This is a genomic window from Bradyrhizobium japonicum USDA 6 (assembly GCF_000284375.1).
Classification (GTDB): domain Bacteria; phylum Pseudomonadota; class Alphaproteobacteria; order Rhizobiales; family Xanthobacteraceae; genus Bradyrhizobium; species Bradyrhizobium japonicum.
The window spans coordinates 8375542-8392062 of the sequence record NC_017249.1; the positions used below are offsets into that span (position 1 = coordinate 8375542).

Annotated in this window: 8 protein-coding genes and 4 pseudogenes; 6 read left to right on the forward strand and 6 right to left on the reverse strand. The window is 61.8% G+C overall.

Features of this window, described 5'->3' with window-relative positions; genetic code table 11:
• Positions 1 to 39: 39 nt before the first annotated feature.
• Entirely contained in the window at positions 40 to 426 is a 387-nt protein-coding gene (locus tag BJ6T_RS38785) for a response regulator transcription factor (RefSeq protein WP_014497989.1), read from the forward strand.
• 797 nt (positions 427 to 1223) lie between these two features.
• On the opposite strand, the gene BJ6T_RS38790 is transcribed toward BJ6T_RS38785, so the two are convergent.
• Positions 1224 to 2492, reverse strand: coding sequence for an IS256 family transposase (locus BJ6T_RS38790; RefSeq protein WP_014497990.1), 1269 nt, complete (start codon positions 2490 to 2492; stop codon positions 1224 to 1226).
• Positions 2493 to 2531: 39 nt separating this feature from the next.
• Here BJ6T_RS38790 and istA point away from each other — a divergent pair.
• Both istA and istB read left to right on the forward strand, forming a co-directional pair.
• Positions 2532 to 3824, forward strand: a pseudogene (gene istA, locus BJ6T_RS38795) (IS21 family transposase); the annotation flags it as partial.
• Between the two features lie 8 nt (positions 3825 to 3832).
• Positions 3833 to 4564 (forward strand): IS21-like element ISFK1 family helper ATPase IstB, encoded by a 732-nt coding sequence (gene istB / locus BJ6T_RS38800; RefSeq protein WP_014497992.1) that lies wholly within the window; start codon positions 3833 to 3835, stop codon positions 4562 to 4564.
• 8 nt (positions 4565 to 4572) lie between these two features.
• Here the strand turns inward: istB and BJ6T_RS38805 are convergent, their stop codons facing one another.
• From BJ6T_RS38805 to BJ6T_RS38820, 4 genes and pseudogenes are all read right to left on the reverse strand, one after another.
• Positions 4573 to 5151 (reverse strand): hypothetical protein, encoded by a 579-nt coding sequence (locus tag BJ6T_RS38805; RefSeq protein ID WP_011084521.1) that lies wholly within the window; start codon positions 5149 to 5151, stop codon positions 4573 to 4575.
• 457 nt (positions 5152 to 5608) lie between these two features.
• The gene (locus BJ6T_RS38810) at positions 5609 to 9286 is read right to left on the reverse strand and encodes a Ulp1 family isopeptidase (RefSeq protein ID WP_014497993.1); all 3678 of its coding nucleotides are present in this window, start codon (positions 9284 to 9286) and stop codon (positions 5609 to 5611) included.
• Positions 9287 to 9558: 272 nt separating this feature from the next.
• Complete coding sequence (locus BJ6T_RS38815) at positions 9559 to 11811, reverse strand: T3SS effector XopP-like protein (RefSeq protein WP_014497994.1); 2253 nt, start codon at positions 11809 to 11811, stop codon at positions 9559 to 9561.
• Positions 11812 to 11992: 181 nt separating this feature from the next.
• Positions 11993 to 12344: pseudogene (locus BJ6T_RS38820) on the reverse strand (DDE-type integrase/transposase/recombinase); the annotation flags it as partial.
• Here BJ6T_RS38820 and BJ6T_RS49895 point away from each other — a divergent pair.
• Together BJ6T_RS49895 and BJ6T_RS49900 are read left to right on the forward strand one after the other, a co-directional pair.
• A pseudogene (locus BJ6T_RS49895) lies at positions 12273 to 13076 on the forward strand (recombinase family protein); the annotation flags it as partial. The pseudogenes BJ6T_RS38820 and BJ6T_RS49895 sit on opposite strands and share 72 nt — an antisense overlap.
• Positions 13077 to 14027 (forward strand): recombinase zinc beta ribbon domain-containing protein, encoded by a 951-nt coding sequence (locus tag BJ6T_RS49900; protein WP_502221196.1) that lies wholly within the window; start codon positions 13077 to 13079, stop codon positions 14025 to 14027. It begins immediately after the preceding pseudogene.
• 47 nt (positions 14028 to 14074) lie between these two features.
• On the opposite strand, the gene BJ6T_RS38830 is transcribed toward BJ6T_RS49900, so the two are convergent.
• Positions 14075 to 15139, reverse strand: a complete 1065-nt coding sequence (locus BJ6T_RS38830) for an IS630-like element ISRj1 family transposase (RefSeq protein ID WP_011084514.1) — start codon at positions 15137 to 15139, stop codon at positions 14075 to 14077.
• 270 nt (positions 15140 to 15409) lie between these two features.
• Between BJ6T_RS38830 and BJ6T_RS38840 the strand changes: the two are divergent.
• Positions 15410 to 16411, forward strand: a pseudogene (locus tag BJ6T_RS38840) (type IV secretory system conjugative DNA transfer family protein); the annotation flags it as partial.
• Positions 16412 to 16521 lie beyond the last annotated feature (110 nt).

The window sequence follows — 16521 nt, forward strand, 5'->3', positions numbered from 1 at the left end:
CGGTTTGGCAGCCGCTGTACTGCGTCGGGAGGGCTCATCTTGTCCACGCCTTTGATTTCCGTCGTTGACGACGACCCCTCGGTCCGTGCGGCGACAGAAAACCTTTTGAAATCGCGTGGCTACGTCGTGCAGATATTTGCCTCGGCCGAGGCGCTCCTGCGGTCGCCGCGGTTGAACGAGATATCCTGCGTCATAACTGATGTGCAGATGGCAGCGATGAGCGGGCTGGAGCTGCTGGCAGAGATGCGGACGCGTGGTTACCAAGCACCCTTCATTTTCATTACAGCTTTCCCCAACGAGCGCGTACGCGCGTCAGCCTTGGACGCCGGAGCGATCGGCTTCCTCGCCAAACCATTCGGCGTACAAGAGTTACTCAAGTGTCTCGACAGCGCACTGCAGGCATATGGCGACCGAGGCCGCATCTGATTCGATCAACTGCGCGTTCTTGTCCGATCTAACGACGATCACGCACCGGGCAACCTCTTTGCGGCCGGAACCGCGACCTGCCCTAACGTTATTAGGAGCTAATTCTTGCCCGCCAAAGCATTACCGGCTACTGTCGGCTGCAAAACAACCTTTGACCTTGCGAGAGACGGAGGGTACGCCGGCTCGATTCATTCCAGGTCGTGATCAAAGTAATGCCGGCCCAGAGCGATCAGCGCCCCTAGCATTTAACTCCACCTGGAGCGAAGCTATATGCTCCATTGCAGAGCGGTTCCCGAGAGCGCTCGGCAAGCACGAGATTGGTTGTGCTCAGCCCAGCCGCGGTGACGACGAAATGGAGCTTCGCCAGGACGCCCCTCATGTCTTGGTCACCGCTTTTCCGGTGAAAGCGCTTTGAACGATGCCCAGCCCAAGGAATTGTTACGTCCGCTGACGCGTGCGGGTTGGACTTGTCTATAGGGCCGCCGCTTCGTTATCGATTCCCAGCGCTCCGGCTATCGTCAAGCTCCCACATCATGTGTGGCAGACCTCTGGTCCAACCCGTCAAACGTGCTCGGCGCAACACGTCCCCACCACGGCCGGGCTATCACACAGGTGTCCTCGCCGCAGCGAGCATCGGCAGCAACTGGTTTGTACTGTAGCCCCCAATTTCTTAGGGCAAACAAATCAGTCAGCAACTGCTAAGCTAAGGAGGACCGAGGAGACAGCATTGATGTCTCCTGTGTCAGAACGTAACCTAAGTTCGTCTGAGCTATGCGGGATTTTGGGTGACGAGGCGATCAGGCGGCGTGGTTTTCCGGCACTTGGATGACCTCGATGCCGTTTTCGAATCTGACACCTGCGCTGACGTTCGGCAACTGATTTGTGCCTTTCAGCCGCCGCCAGGTCTTTGATGCGGCGCAGAGCAGCTTGAACACCATCAACTTGGCAGTCGTTGACGATAACGAACCTTTCGTGCGCACCGTTCTGTGCCGGACCGTCGCGAACACGCTTTCGATGGGATTCGTCGTCCGCAAGTGGTCCCAATGCTCGGCGGGGAATTCGTAGAACGCAAGCATTGCGTCGCGATCTTTCGTCAGGCACTCGACCGCCTTGTCGTACTTCGCTCCGTATTTCTCGGCAAAGACATCGATCGCCACTTCGGCCGAAGCTCGGTTGGACGCCAAATAGACCTCGCGCAGATCCTTCTTCATGCTGGCCTGTACCGACACTGCGACTTTGTTCAAGATATTCGCGGTTTTGTGCACCCAGCACCGCTGATGTCGCGTGGCGGGAAAGACCTCGTCGAGCGCCTTCCAGAAGCCGAGCGCGCCGTCACCGACGGCGATTTCCGGGGCGATCTTCAGCCCACGGGTTTTCGCCTCGACGAGCAGTTCGTGCCAGCTCTGCGTGCTCTCGCGCACGCCGACCTGGAAGCCGATGAGTTCCTTCTTGCCTTCCGGCGTCGCGCCGATCAGCACCAGCATGCATTCGCTGTGGTCTTCCATGCGAGCCTGCAGGAAGACGCCGTCCGCCCACACGTATACGTACCGGCGCGCCGACAGATCGCGCTTCTGCCAACGCTCGTACTCGAGCTGCCACTCCGTCGTCAGTCTGGAAACCACCGCCGGAGAAAGATTCGGCGCATCCTTGCCCAGGAGCGCCGCCAGCGCCTCCTGGAAGTCGCCCGTCGAGATGCCTCGCAGGTACAGAACCGGCAAAAGTGCATCCAAGCTCTTCGTGCGCCGTGCCCACAACGGCAGGATCGCCGAGGTGAAGCGGATCCGCTCGCCATCGCTGGTCACCGCGCGATCGCGAATCTTTACCCGGGCGACTTCGACGGCGCCGATCCCCGTCTGGATCGTCCGCACTGGACCATGGCCGTGCCGCACGAGGCGGTCGCGGCCATCGGGACGCTTCAAGCCCTTCATCGCGGCGAGAAACGCCTCGGCTTCCATCTCGACAGCCTGCGCAAGCAGCTGCCGAGCACCAGATCGCAAAATATTCGTCAGTGGATCGTCGATCTCATCGGGCTGACGCAGTGGGACAATGTTGCTATGCTCGTTCATGGCGTATCGCTCTCCTTGAGGTTCTGGCAGGCTCGACACCCGCCTCGATACGCCGCCTATCTCATTCCGTCATCACCCAGTTTCCCGCATAGCTCGTCTGCTGGGTTGAGCTGGCCGCTTCCGGAGGGAATGACCGATGAAGACCTGGAGCTTTTGCTTTTCCCGGCCCCACGACCAGCGTCTCAGAGCCCGCAGCGGCCGGTGCCCGACTGGAGCTACATCGATAAAGAGCTCCGCCGGCGCAACGTAACCCGTCGCCTGCTCTGGGAGGAGTATCGCGCCGTTAATCCCGACGGTTTCGGGTACACGTGGTTCTGCACTACCTACGAGGCCTGGAAGGGGCGGGTCCGACCTTCGATGCGGCAGATTCATCTGGGCGGCGAGAAGGTGTTCGTGGATTTCGCCGGCGACACCATCGACATCGTCGATCCCCTGACCGGGGAAGTGCAGCCGATGAAGCTGTTCGTCGCGGCGATGGGCGCTTCGAACTACACCTACGCCGAGGCCTGCCCCAGCGAGAGCTTGGCCGACTGGATCCGGGCCCACGTCAACTTGTTCACGTTTTTGAGCGGAACGCCGACGTTCGTGGTCTGCGACAACCTCAAAGCCGCCGTCAGCAACCCCGACCGCTACGATCCCGGCCTCAATCGCACTTATGCCGAGATGGCGAGCCATTACGGCACCGCCATTCTCGCCGCACGGCCGCGGCGCCCAAAAGACAAGGCGAAGGTCGAGGTCGCGGTGCAAATCGCCCAGCGCTGGATTCTGGCCCGGCTGCGCAATCAGCGCTTCTTTTCCCGGGCCGAGCTCAACGCCGCCATCAAGACACTCGTCGACGAACTCAATGCTCGTCAAATGCGTGGCTTCGGCTCAAGCCGCGCCGAACTGTTTGCCGAACTCGACAAACCCAAGCTAACCCCGCTGCCAGATCAGCCTTATGCCTTCGCACGCTGGAAGCGCTGCCGCCTCGCTCCCGATTATCATGTCGAGGTCGACGGCCATTGGTACTCCGCGCCGTATCGTCTGATTGGCGAGCTGGTCGATGCCCGTATCGACGATCGGACGGTCGAGATCTTCCACAAGGGCCAGCGGATCGCCAGCCATGCCCGCGCGCCCAACCGACGCGGACACACCACCATCGCCGACCACATGCCCAGCGCCCATCGCCGCTACGGCAAATGGACCCCCGCCGCGGTGATCGCCGCCGGCGAGCGGATCGGTCCTTCGACAGCAGCGTTTTTCCAGGCCGTGATCGACGCCCGGCCCCATCCAGAACAAGGCTTTCGAACCTGCCTTGGCATTCTGGCGCTCGTCAAAAGCTACGGCGCCGACTGACCGGAATGGCCAAGGCCTTCGAGGAGCAGCGCCGATCGCCCGATCTCGAAGCCCTGCCGTTCGAAGATCGCATCGGCCTGTTGGTCGACCGCGAAGCCGCCGAACGCGACACCAGGCGGCTCACCACGCGCCTCAAGATCGCCGCACTGCGCCAGACTGCTTGCGTCGAGGACGTCGATCTGCGCACCCCGCGGGGCATCGACCGCGCCGTTTTCGCCAAACTCGTCGAAGGTCGCTGGATCGATCGCCACGAGAATTTGCTCGTCACCGGGGCAACCGGCCTGGGCAAAAGTTGGTTAGCCTGCGCGCTCGGCCACAAGGCCTGCCGCGACAACCGATCAGTCCTCTATCATCGCGTTCCAAGGCTGTTCGAGGCGCTCGCGCTCGCGCGCGGAGACGGACGCTACGCCCGGCTCCTCAAAAGCCTCGGCCGCGCTCAGCTTCTGATTTTGGATGATTGGGGACTATCGGTGCTCACCGCCGCGGAACGCCGCGATCTGCTCGAAATCCTCGAGGACCGACATGGCCGCGCATCCACCATCGTCACAAGTCAGCTCCCCGTGGACACCTGGCATGGAGCCATTGGGGACCCCACGGTCGCCGACGCCATTCTCGATCGCCTCGTCCACAACGCCCACCGCCTCCAGCTCACCGGAGAAAGCATGCGAAAACGCAGCGCCAAAACCATCACCCTTGACGGCAACCAGAACACTGACTCTATCTCCCATCGGCCGTAGCGGGCTGCTCACGATCGTCTGAATTCAGTGCTCACGATCGCGCGAAATCGATGCTCACGATCCGTGAAATCCGCAGTCTGCTGGGCGATCGCCTGCTCGCGCGTCAGGCGGGCCATTTCGACCGTCGAGACGCTGCCCGATTTGATCAGTGACGAGGCCCGCTCGACGGCGGCCACTGCCTTCTCCCGTCGCGCGGCCGCGGCCTCGATCGCCGACTGGATTTCGGCAATGCGCGCCTGGAGCTGGAGGATGCGACCGTCGCGGAACTGGGCCGCCTGGCGGGCGAGGTCCTGTTGCGCCGTCTCGGCGGCCGCAAGCTTGGCGGCGAAACTCGGGCGCTCATTTTCCATCCGGGACATCTGCCGCCGAAGATCGTCGAGCCGCACGCGATCGCCACGCGCGTTGACGACATGAAGGATCGCGTCGCCCTCATGGACCACGCTGAGTTGCGTCGAGCCTTGCGGCGGCTTCGCGCTCACGGTGCCGTCAATCGGCGAGCGCAACGTCACGATCCTGGCATTGACCACGGCCGCAACGCTCGAGGTCTGCAGCACGGCCTTCAGCGGCAACCATCCGAAGACGGCCACAATCGCAAGGCCAATGCCGACCTTGAGCAGGCGGCGAACCGGCGCGAGCCTGCAGGTACTTCGGGATGGGAAGCACTATCGCTGACGGGCTCGCTCACCGGCTCGTCGTGCGCCGGCTGCAACCGATCCTGCAAATCGCGCTGCAACCCTCGTGCGCCCGATTCCTCGTCCTTGCTGACGGACGTATGATCTTCGGGAACGGGCTTCTGCTGTTCCTGATTCTCTCCTTTTGTGAGACGTCAAGCCCAACATATTGCTTCATAGCCCCTCCGATTCGTGTGATTGCGTGCAGGCTTGAAGATAGCGGACCTTTCGTCCCGCGGGCGCCGACCGCAATTATGTCATCGTGTGGGGTCCGGACGCCGATCGGCGTCCCAAGTACTTGATTGACTTCGCGCGTACGGGGGTCAATGTTCAGCGTCGATTCACAGCCAACTCTATCTCGCCCACGGCGACATCAGCCCCTGAGTCGGTTTTGCAGTGCCTGCCGATCGACGACGAGCTGGTCCAGGTGGACTGTCTGCCCTCCTTGCTCCAATTGCCTAACCAGCGCCCGCGTCCCGTCCACGACAAAGACGCCGCAATCATAAGTGTTCTGCTGCTGGGCCATGCCGGCTGGCTCCAGGCGGAGGTGCAGCCTACTTGCGAGATGCTCTGCATGCTTTTTGTTGAGTCCCCTGTAGGAATCGTAGTGGTAGGCGACCGGCTGCCCCCGGTCACTGCGATCAACGAACAGCAGCGACCAATGGTTGCCGAGGTTATTAGGATCTTCAGGGTTGGCATTAATCACGGGCAGGAACAGGAAGTCGGCTGTATCATTAAATTCATCATCATGGACGATGCGCTGGAACTCGGTTTGCACGACGCCATCGTCGTTAGAGCCCAGATAATTTAGGACGATGAGGGGATTCACGAACCGCGTCCGGGCGGCGAGATCCGGATCGTTCCTCTGCAAATCCTGCTCCTGGAGCCGGTAATCCCTGTCGATATGCTCGTCGCCCAGCCATTCCGTGTCCTCGAGCACCAGCCCGTGGCCGTGAGACGAGACTGTCGGATCTAAAGCCCCGATCTGAGCGTTGGCGGAGGTGATCGGAAACGGCCGTACAGAATTAGCATCGTCGCGTGATTCGGACGGCGTGGGCGCAGTCAGATCAACCAATGGAAAACCGCGGTAGGTGTCCGAGCGCGCCCTGGCAGCGGGCGCCGGCGCAAAGTGAGCATCGTCGCGCAATTCCCACGGCGTGGGCGCATCCAGATGCACCAATGACTCAAGGCCGCCGTAGATGTCTGAGGGAGCCCTGCCGGTTGATGGTGAGGCCGGTTCTTGCATCTGCCGTCGCGCCAGCTCCTCGCGCAACCACGCCAAAGCTTCATCATCCGAGAAGGCTGGCGCCGGAGAAAGCCCCTGCGGCGAGCCGGGCTGTCGAGCGCCCTGGTGATGCCCCGGTACTGGCCCGGCAAACAGCGGCCGAAAGTCAGGCGCCGGGGCCCAAGCATTGTCACGCAACTCGAATGGTGTGCGCGGATTCGGATTAACCGCTGCCTCAAGACCGGCGTAGGTGTCTGAGCGAGCCCTGGCAGGATGCGCTGGCGCAAAATGAGCATCGTCGCGCAACTCGGACGGCGTCGGCGCATTCAGATCAACAAATGGCTCAAGACCAGCGTAGGTGTCTGAACGAGCCCTGGCAGGATGCGCCGGCGCAAAGTGAGCATCGTCGCGCAACTCGGACGGCGTCGGCGCATTCAGATCAACAAATGGCTCAAGACCAGCGTAGGTGTCTGAACGGGCCCTGGCAGGATGCGCTGGCGCAAAATGAGCATCGTCGCGCAACTCGGACGGCGTCGGCGCATTCAGATCAACAGATGGCTCAAGCCTGCCCTTAGCATGTGACGGGGGCCTGGATGGTGATGCTGGTTCGTGCAGCTGTTCACCCAACCAAACCCAAGCTCCCGCGCTTGGGCTTGCCGGCGTTGAGGGAAGATCCTGCGCCGAGCCGGGATGCCGATCGCCCCACGCGGCCGGCGAGCTCGGCTGCTCAGGGCCTGGCAGCCCCAGCTCTCGGTTCGCCTCGATGAGTTTTAAGTAGCTGCGAAGATGCGACAAATCGGGACGGTATCTTGCGCCTCCGGTCCGTTGGAACGCCAGCACATCGTTGTCCAGCGTTAACTGCTCCTTGCTAGAGCCGTTAAGTCGCCCGATGATGCTCCCTTTGCGATTCCCTTTAAGCCACGCACTCAGCGCGCGAAGACGTGTCGCCCGCTTTTGCGCAGACCCCTTATCCTTCGCAGTTTTAACATGTTTCAGAGCTTGGCTCAGCGCGCCCTCGATGAGGGGCGCATCTTCTGGATGAGGAACCAGGCGACGTGGGGCACCGAGGACGCGGGGTTCGGGAGCTTCGGCTTCTTCACCCCCACGCAAGAGCCGCCGGAGAACATCCAGGGCCGATGTAATGCGGTGCTGGGGGTCACGGCCCAATCTCCGGTACGCCGCAATTTCCTCATCCAGCGGTGTACCTTTTCGTAGCCGAGAAGCTACGGACCCCCCATGCTCTGCGTTGACCCAGCGAACAAATCTCCCAAGCCCGGAAACACTGTTATTGATGGCGCCTGGGGTGAGCTTGCGCCGCTTGGCGTCTACACGAAACCTCGCCAAGAGCTCCGCGTCTTCCCCCGAGAGCGGCTCGCCGATCAGCTCGTTTTGCGACAGCATCGGAGCCTGCATCTGCGATGGGGACGCCGCCAGTTGATGGGATGGCGTCTGCATCAGCTGCCGCTCAACGGCGACGCCCTGCGGATTGCTTAGCGTCTTCTGCCTCTTCGCTGATCTCAACTCCCCTATATCATGCTCATTGATGACGAGAACCTGCTCGCCTGGCCCGAGCGGGTTCCTGTGACGTTTATCCGTCAGTTCGTCGTCATGGTGGCGCCAGTTCAGGGACCCTGCAGCATCCAATGCCAGGCCATGCGGCGGTGAAACCCCATGGTCGGCGCGGGGCAAGTTCAAGTCACGAAAAGACCCTCCTGCATCCGCTGCTTGTTGATGGTGCGCAATTGTCTCGATAGGCGGCGAGGAGCTGGGTCCGTCCATCGTCTCCAAAAGCAGATCCTGCTGGTTCGCAGGCAGAGTCTCCGGCCAGCTGATAGCTCCGCTCGAGCTGTGCTGTGCAGTCGCGGCCCGGGTCCGGCTCGGCTCAGCGCGAACCGCGCCTTCGAAATCAGGAACGGGGCGAATATGAGGCCGGAGCTCGATCGCTCTAGCACCCGCCGGCGACCTCAGGAGATGAGCCAGTGCGGCCCCGGCTTTTCTGCGGCCACGGGGGTCCGCCTCCTTATACTGGCTGACATCATTATCCAGCGAGCCGTCGCCAAGTCGAGCAGCAATGCCGGGCTTATCGTTCTCACGGAGGTAATCACTGAAATCGATAAGAAGAGTTGCATACTTCCTGACGGTGTTGGCGGTGCCTGACGCTGCATCTTCCTTGTACCCTTTGATGAGATCCGCATCTTGGGAATAGGGATTCAGCTCAACCCGGCTTGCAATCGGCGCGATGCCGCCCGGCGATTGGGAGGCTCGAAGATGAACCAGTGGCGTAGCGATGGCCTGCCCCTCCTGCTTGCCGAACTCCAGGGCATCCTCGACCAGCGACTCTTCGGAAAGCCGGGCAGCAATGCCCGGCTTTCCGTTCTTTACGAGCCAATGCCCCAATCCGAGAAGACAACGTACATTGCGCCTGACGGTGCGCTCGGAGGCCCCAGCCTTGAAGAGTGCCGGCCCGAGCCCCTCAATAAGAGACGCATCGTCGGAATAAACAGGATCCATGCCGCTTCCTGCGAAAACCAAATTTGCATGGCCGAGCGGCAGCGCCGACGCATTCAGCGTCGTTCCACCGCCTTCACCGTGCGGAGCCGGCGTATATGGTTGCCCGCTCGCCCGCACGATGGGTCGCGCCTCAGATCGCGATGCATCCGCTTGATAGGCGCGGACCTGCATGAGCACGGGAGCGGACAGGACAGCGACCTCGCTCAGCTGCCGCTGAAAGGCCGCCGCCTCTGCCGACGAGTCGGCTGGAGAGGCATCTTGCGCGTCCACGCTATCCGTTTGTTGCCCCCCCCGATTCATTGAGACGAATTTCATGTGTACTCACTTTCGAAGATGAAGAGCCTGGAGCGCTGATCGCATGCGCCTGGACTTGAGACGACACATCGCCGGCATTTGACGGTTCAGCTGCCAAGGGAAAGGAAGTTGGGGTCACGACGCTCCCGATCGAATTTCAATCGGACCCTGTTGTCGATCTGTTCGAGGAAGCCCGCGCCGGCTTCGAGCTCATCGAGGATTTCCTCTCGGTGAGAAACGGTCCACTTGATCGTGTCACCACAGCGACGCTCTGGCGCGGGACACCCAGGTAACTACATCCCGAGGCGCGCGAACTGCATCGACGCGTGCTCCGCCTCGGGAAGGGGATGCCACGGCTGGCCGCCAGCTGCGGTGCGCAACAAGGACCTACAGAACGCCGGCGTGAGCTTGCCGCGGTGGATCACGACGTTCTCGCGCCCCGTCGCAGCTCGAGCGCTCTGCCAGTCCTGATTGTAGCCGCGCTGGTCATTTGACTTCACGTGGCAAGCGGCGAACCCGGCATCGCTCAGCGTTGCCAACTGCCTGGCATGTACCGGCCGCTTGGTATGGATGTGCACCCACATCGGGCTTGGCGTCGCGCCATTGCGCAGGGCCTTGGGCTGCAGCTTGATCTCGAACAGTGTCCCCGGATCATCCTTCAAGGCGCGCGGTGAATTCACAGCCGCCAACTCCCCGGCCGCTCGCAACTGTTCAAGATACTTCTGGGACGGAAACGCGTAGGTCTTCATGCAATCGATCGTGATCACCGCCTTTTGCGCCGTGAAAGAGTTTGCCTGTCCCTGCACCTCGGACAACATCGCCTTGAGCCGGGCTATTTTGTCGTGCACTTCCGGCACTTGCGCAGGCGTGAGTAGGACACGTCGGCGAGGCTCCTCCAGCGCGGCTACACTGGCCTCAATCTCGGAGGCCTGTGTCTGCAGGCGCTTAACGACGAGATCCACGGCGTGATCGGCGTCCTCGGGCTTCCCGTGGCGCGCTTGCGAGACCGCGCTTTGCTGAGCCGGCAGATCGAACTGCAAAAGTTCGTCCAATCGCTTGAGTAATCCGGTCAGTGCGTTCCTGGAGGGCGGAGCCTGCAATATCTCCAGGTGCCCGGTCGCCGACGATGACGCCCTCGCGAGTGCCGCCTCCTCCGCGCTCGCGAGTTTCTTCGTACCCAGATCCGAGAGTACGATCACCTTGACTGTCGGGGCCGTGGCAGCGTCGGGCGTGGCGAGCTGCGGCTCGCGCGGCCCGGCCGCCGAACTTCGCTCGCCTGCGGCCGGTGCGCGCTTGCCCTTCCCCGCCCTGCGGGCCGCGCCCCCCTCAACCACTACGGCAGTCCGGGCCGTCGGCTCAATCACGGCGGGCGTCTTTGGCTGCACGTCCAAAAGACGCGTGACGTCGTCCGCGGTGACCCATGCACCATCCGCGATCTGGCCCAACAGTTTTAATGGAAGGTCGGCATCCGTTCCGGCGTCCCTTAGCCTGGTAACGATTCCGTGCACCCCTGAGGCAAATTCCGAAAGCCGCTCCATGACTCCTTCCAGAACGGTGCAGTGGTCTGCGTCGAGTGCCGCTCCGTTGCTGCTCAGAACGGCTTCGGACGCCGAGTTAAATGCCGGAAAAACATCCTCGATAAAGGTCCCGAGCAGACGCACCCGCCCATCCTCACCCATGAGGGCGTCGCTTACAGCTGGTTCGAACGTGCTCGCCCGCGACTCAATTAGAAGCTGAGCAAGAGCAACCTGCGATTGCAGATACACGCACTTCGTATAAAGTGCCCAGCCGGTCTGCAGGCGTAGTGCGGCCTCTTCGGCCTGCCGCATCTCGGGCGTGGTGCTCGGCAAGTTGGCGGTGGCCGCGCAGACGGACTGCATCCGTTCCATGCGCAATGCCTTCTTTCCCCACCCCTCCATGCAGGCCTCGTAGTGCTTCGCCACGCTGGATACCGCTCGGCTCAGCTGGTCAGGCTGAGCGTTGGCAACTCGCATATTCTTGAGCAAGGCTGTTGCTTTCTTCCTGCTCTTCTCCAGGTCGCCGATAATCCAGGTGGCCACGATGTCGCATTCGTTTCCCGCAGCGATAGTTTCCTCGCGGAGTCGGCGAGCCCGACCGTCGGAAAGAAGCCCCCGCGCCATGTCCGGGGGGAGGCTCGCGTAATAGCCCAGAACTTCCGAGCCTGCCTTGACGACTTGATCGATCAGCTCTTGCGCCTCCGACGGGTTCGGGTTCCGGGCTCGTGTGGCTGCATTTTTAGAAGCATCAAGCCCCGCAAGCAGGCTGCGCATTTTTTGCTTCGCTGCCTTGATTCCGTCGCCACTTGAGGAAATCTGGACTGCCACCGCCGAAGCTGGTGGCAGGCTCACGAGCGGAGCCGTTCCATCTCGAGGCCCGGAGCGCATCCGCTCCACGACAGAGTCGAAAGATTGCCCGCCCTCCCCGGGGGCGGGACCGAGCTCCGGGCTCGAACTACTCGATCCCCATGCGCTGTCGGCTCCTGCGGGCCCAACGTGCGATTTACCAGCTCGGCCAATGCCTGTCATATTCCACCTCCGATAAAGTCGAGAGTGCGCAGCCAGTCTGCATAGACTGGCTGGCTGACGAGTAGCTGACGTAGGGCGCTTCTCCCCGATTCACAGGAAAACCCGGATCACCGTGGGGTGCAATTCCATCGCGCCTGGCGTGCTGCTGGAGGCAGCGGGGCATCGTCAACTTAATCGACCGCGAGCCGAAGGAGGCGCTTCTCAAAGGTTCGAGATTCGGCGATAGCGCTTGTCGCGGAGATCTCGCGCCAAGTCGCAAAGGCTCGCCCGCGCGAAGCACGACGGAAGTCGGCAGTGACGGCTCCAGAATAGGGGATGTGGAAAAGGTTCGCGACCTGATCGTGAACTGACAGAAACCGTTGAGCCTGACGGGACGATTTGAAACGCTCCATGATCCGCTCGCGCCGCCGCGTCGGCTGATGAGAATTCTCGGCCCAATTGTTGAGAGCTTTGTGCTGGCGATGTTCGACGTGAAAGCCCATCTTCGCCCTCGCAGCGCCGTACGAACGGAGCTTGTCCGTGATTGTCCGTCGTCAGATGGTCGTTCAGCCGCCGGCGGCATACAACGCGCCGGATTCGAGCGAATGGTGGCGGAGGTTTGCCTCGGCAGGGTTGGTGCGGTTTGCGCCCGCGAGGTCTCGCGCTTCGCCCGCAACAGCCGGGATTGGCAGCAACTCATCGAGATGTGCCGCGTGGTCGATACCGTTCTGGTCGATCAAGAGACCATCTATGCGCCAAGGCACGGCAACGACCGCCTGCTGCTCGGGCTCAAGGGCAGCCTCAACGAGTACGAGCTGGATCTGTTGCGCCAGCGCTCGCTCTCGGCCCGCTACGAGAAGGCGCGCCGGGGCGAGTTGGTTGTGACAGCGCCCGTCGGCTTCGTGAAGGCCGGCGACCGTTATGAGAAAGACCCGGATCGGCGTGTCCAGGAGGCGATCAAGCTGGTGTTCGACAAGGTCGAGGAACTGGGCAGCGCGCGACAGGCGCTCTGCTGGCTCCATGAGTACAATCTCGATCTGCCGGTGAAGCAGACCAACGGCGACACGGCCTGGCGGCGACCAAACTACTCTGCCATCCACCGGATCATTGAGAACCCGGTCTACGGCGGCGCCTATGCCTATGGTAAGACAGCTGTGGCGGCGGGATACAGCACCGCTGGCGTGAGCCTGAAGATCCGCCGCAAGGCGCGGAACGAATGGCTGACGCTGAAGCCCAACACTCACGAAGGGTATGTGAGCTGGGAGAAGTTCGAGGCGATTCGCACCATGGTCAGCAGCAATGTTCCCACCAGTCGGCATCACGGCGCGCCCAACCATGGTGACGCGTTGCTGGCCGGTCTGATCCGCTGCAAGCGCTGCGGTCGCAAGCTCACACTCCGGTACTCCGGCATGGAGAACCATATCCCGCGCTACAGCTGCAACCGTGCCTGGATGGATAATGGCTGGGCCCACTGCATCGCCTTCGGCGGACTGCGCGTCGATGACGCCATCGAAGAATCGCTGCTTGGAGTCGTCGGTCCGGGCGCTGTCGCCGCCGCAACCGCTGCCGCCAAGGGAGCCAGGGAACGGCGCGATCAGGTACGCGATGCTCTCAGTCGCGACCTCGAAGCGGCGCGCTATGCCGCCGACAGGGCTTTCCGGCAATACGATGCCGCTGATCCCGCGAACCGGCTGGTGGCCAGTGAGCTGGAAGCGCGCTGGAACAGGGCGCTCGCTCACGCGGCGGAGGTTGAGGCCAAGATCGCCATGCATGATGCGGCCACGCCCGCACCCCTTGCCGATCCAGTCTCGCTCGGCGTTCTGGCCTCGAACCTCAAAACGGTCTGGGATGCGCCGACGACGGATGCTCGCCTCAAGAAGCGCATTGTGCGCACCCTCATCCATGAGGTCGTGGCCGATATCGACGACGCGGCCTCGGAGATCGTTCTCATCGTCCATTGGGTGGGGGGCGCCCACAGCGAGTTGCGCTTGCCGAAGCGCCGGCGCGGACAGCGCAACAGCACCTCTGCCGATATCGTCCAGGCCGTGCGTCAACTGGTGCTGATCGCCAGCGACGATCTGATTGCCGGCCTCCTCAATCGCAACGGCCTCAAGACCGGCAACGGCAATCGCTGGACCCGCGAGCGCGTCACATCAATGCGCTCGAACTACCACATCCCGGTGTTCAAGCCCGCCGAGGACGCGATCGAGCCATGGCTCGGGGCTTGGCAACCTTGACCATCACGCTACTCAACAAAACAGGTTATCGAATCTAGTACCCGGAATCAGAGCTGAGTGATACGGCGGCCTTTGAAACGGCGTTGACGGACCTTTTTCTTGGTCCAGACGAAGGGCTCGGCTCTGTCGTTGTATGCGTTGACGTAGGCATCGATGTGTTCCTGAAGCTGCTTGAGGCTCGTGAAGGAGGTGCCGCTGAGCGACTGCCCCTGCAAGATGGAAAACCATACTTCGACCTGATTGAGCCATGACGCACTTGTCGGCGTGAAATGAAATTGCACGTTGGGGTGGGCCTTGAGCCAGTCCTCGTTCTTTTTATGGGTGTTGAGGTTGTCGAGGATGACGTGAAGCTTGCGGTTCGGAAAAGTCGCGGTGACGCTGTTCATGAAATCGAGAAACTCGACGCGGCGCCGGCGTTTTGAATGGGTCGCGATGATCTTTCCGGTGGCGACTTCGAGCGCCGCAAACAATGTTGTGGTGCCATGCCGCTTGTAATCGTGGCTTTGGCCGGTTAAGGCGCGGCCATTGGGCAACTTCAGATAACCCTGCGCTCGCTCCAAAGCCTGGATCGAGGGCTTCTCGTCCACGCACAGCACAATGGCCTTCGCCGGCGGCGCGACATAGAGGCCGACAACATCGGCGGCTTTGGCCGTAAAGTTCGGGTCGTTGCTCTCGCACCAGGACTTGCGAGCCACCAGGTCAATCTTGTGGCTGCGCAGGAACCGCCAGACATATTGGACATCGACATCGCCCAGCGCCTCGGCCAGCAGGGGGCCGGTCCAGCGCGCAAACCCTTGCGGTGGCGGCTTATCCAGCAGCTTCAGAATCCGCTTGTCGGTCGTCTTCGTATAGATCGGCTGCTTGCCAGGCCGCGGCTTGTCTTGCAGCCCTTCAAGGCCATGGTCGGCATAGCGATGCCGCCAAAGGCTGACAATCCGCGGCTGGACCCCAACTTCCTTGGCGATCGACCGGGTGCTGCGCCCATCCGCCGCCAACAGAACTATCCGCGCCCGCTTCAAATCGCGCTGCAACGTCACCGGTGAGCGACAGCACGCCTCAAGCACCTTGCGATCTTTCCTCGAAAGGTGGACTTCTCTTGCTTCGGGTATCATCCCGACCTTGAATCACGACTCACGTTCCAAGAAAAGTGGGTACTAGTCAGGCTCCTGGTCGGCCTGGGGCTTCGGTTCGCGCAGCACGATTTTACCCAAAACGGCCAAGCCGGGCGCGATCACGATATTGAAACCCTTGCCGTCATCGTTCGGCCAAGCGGCGCCGATCCGCGTCCATGTAGAATTTCGGCCGTCACCGGCCACAGCGAAGGCATCGTGCGTGGGCTTTCGACTTTCAGACATGAGGTTTCCTTTTCAAAACGAGGGATGTTCATCATGACCGACAATCCGCGCCAGGGCTCGGCGCGGGATGACTTCTTTCGGGCCTCGGCGCTGCAACTGCTGACGGCGTTGATCGCCGATGTCTGTTTGTCCGGTCATACGGAAAAGAAGGATCAGCACCTCCGCCAGGTCCGCGCCAACCTGTCGGAGCCGGAGCCGAAGTTGCGCCAGCGGCTTCAGACGATTTACGACAACTCCGAGTCCGGATTCGTGAAGGAGAATGTCGCGCCCTTCATCGCCATGACGCCAGAGACCTTCAGCGGCGTCTACGCCAATGCGGTGAAGGAAACCCACTGGCTCTCCTATGGCAACTATGCCGCCCTGGTGTCCGGATCGAGCTTCACGACGGCCGAGCTCGCGGAGGGCCGGACGGACGTCTTCATCAATCTCGACCTGAAGACCCTGGAGAACCATGCCGGCCTCGCCCGCGTCATCATCGGCTCGCTGCTCAACGCCATCTACAATCGCAATGGCGAAGTGACCGGCCGGACCCTGTTCCTACTCGATGAGGTCGCGCGTCTCGGCTACTTACGCATTCTCGAAACCGCGCGTGATGCGGGGCGCAAATACGGCATCACCCTCTTGATGCTCTACCAGTCAATCGGCCAGATGCGCGAGGCCTATGGCGGCCGCGATGCCACCAGCAAGTGGTTCGAAAGCGCATCCTGGATCTCCTTCTCGGCGATCAACGACCCCGAGACGGCGGACTACATCTCCAAGCGCTGCGGCGACACGACGGTCGAGGTCGATCAGCTGAGCCGGTCCTCGCAGACGTCGGGTTCCTCCCGGACGCGGTCCAAGCAGCTCGCGCGCCGGCCGCTGATGCTGCCGCATGATGTCTTGCGCATGCGAACCGACGAGCAGGTCATCTTTATTGCGGGCAATCCACCGCTGCGATGCGGACGCGCCATCTGGTTCCGGCGCACCGACATGCGCGCCTGCGTCGGCGAAAACAGGTTCTATCGGAGAGACGCTGGTCGGCGTCGCTGATTATCGCGAACGCGGCGATGAGAAAGACGTGGGCGGCATCCAAACGACCGGCTGGTTCCCAGGCAGAGAAAGAAAGGGCGTACGTGGAAGGGCAGTATTGTCTGGGAACG

What these genes read in the sequence shown, in the direction of transcription:
- BJ6T_RS38790 (WP_014497990.1), bottom strand. Translation starts at nt 2,492, where the DNA reads ATGAACGAGCATAGCAACATTGTCCCACTGCGTCAGCCCGATGAGATC.
- istB (WP_014497992.1), top strand. Translation starts at nt 3,833, where the DNA reads ATGGCCAAGGCCTTCGAGGAGCAGCGCCGATCGCCCGATCTCGAAGCC.
- BJ6T_RS38810 (WP_014497993.1), bottom strand. Translation starts at nt 9,286, where the DNA reads ATGAAATTCGTCTCAATGAATCGGGGGGGGCAACAAACGGATAGCGTG.
- BJ6T_RS38815 (WP_014497994.1), bottom strand. Translation starts at nt 11,811, where the DNA reads ATGACAGGCATTGGCCGAGCTGGTAAATCGCACGTTGGGCCCGCAGGA.
- BJ6T_RS49900 (WP_502221196.1), top strand. Translation starts at nt 13,077, where the DNA reads ATGGTCAGCAGCAATGTTCCCACCAGTCGGCATCACGGCGCGCCCAAC.
- BJ6T_RS38830 (WP_011084514.1), bottom strand. Translation starts at nt 15,139, where the DNA reads ATGATACCCGAAGCAAGAGAAGTCCACCTTTCGAGGAAAGATCGCAAG.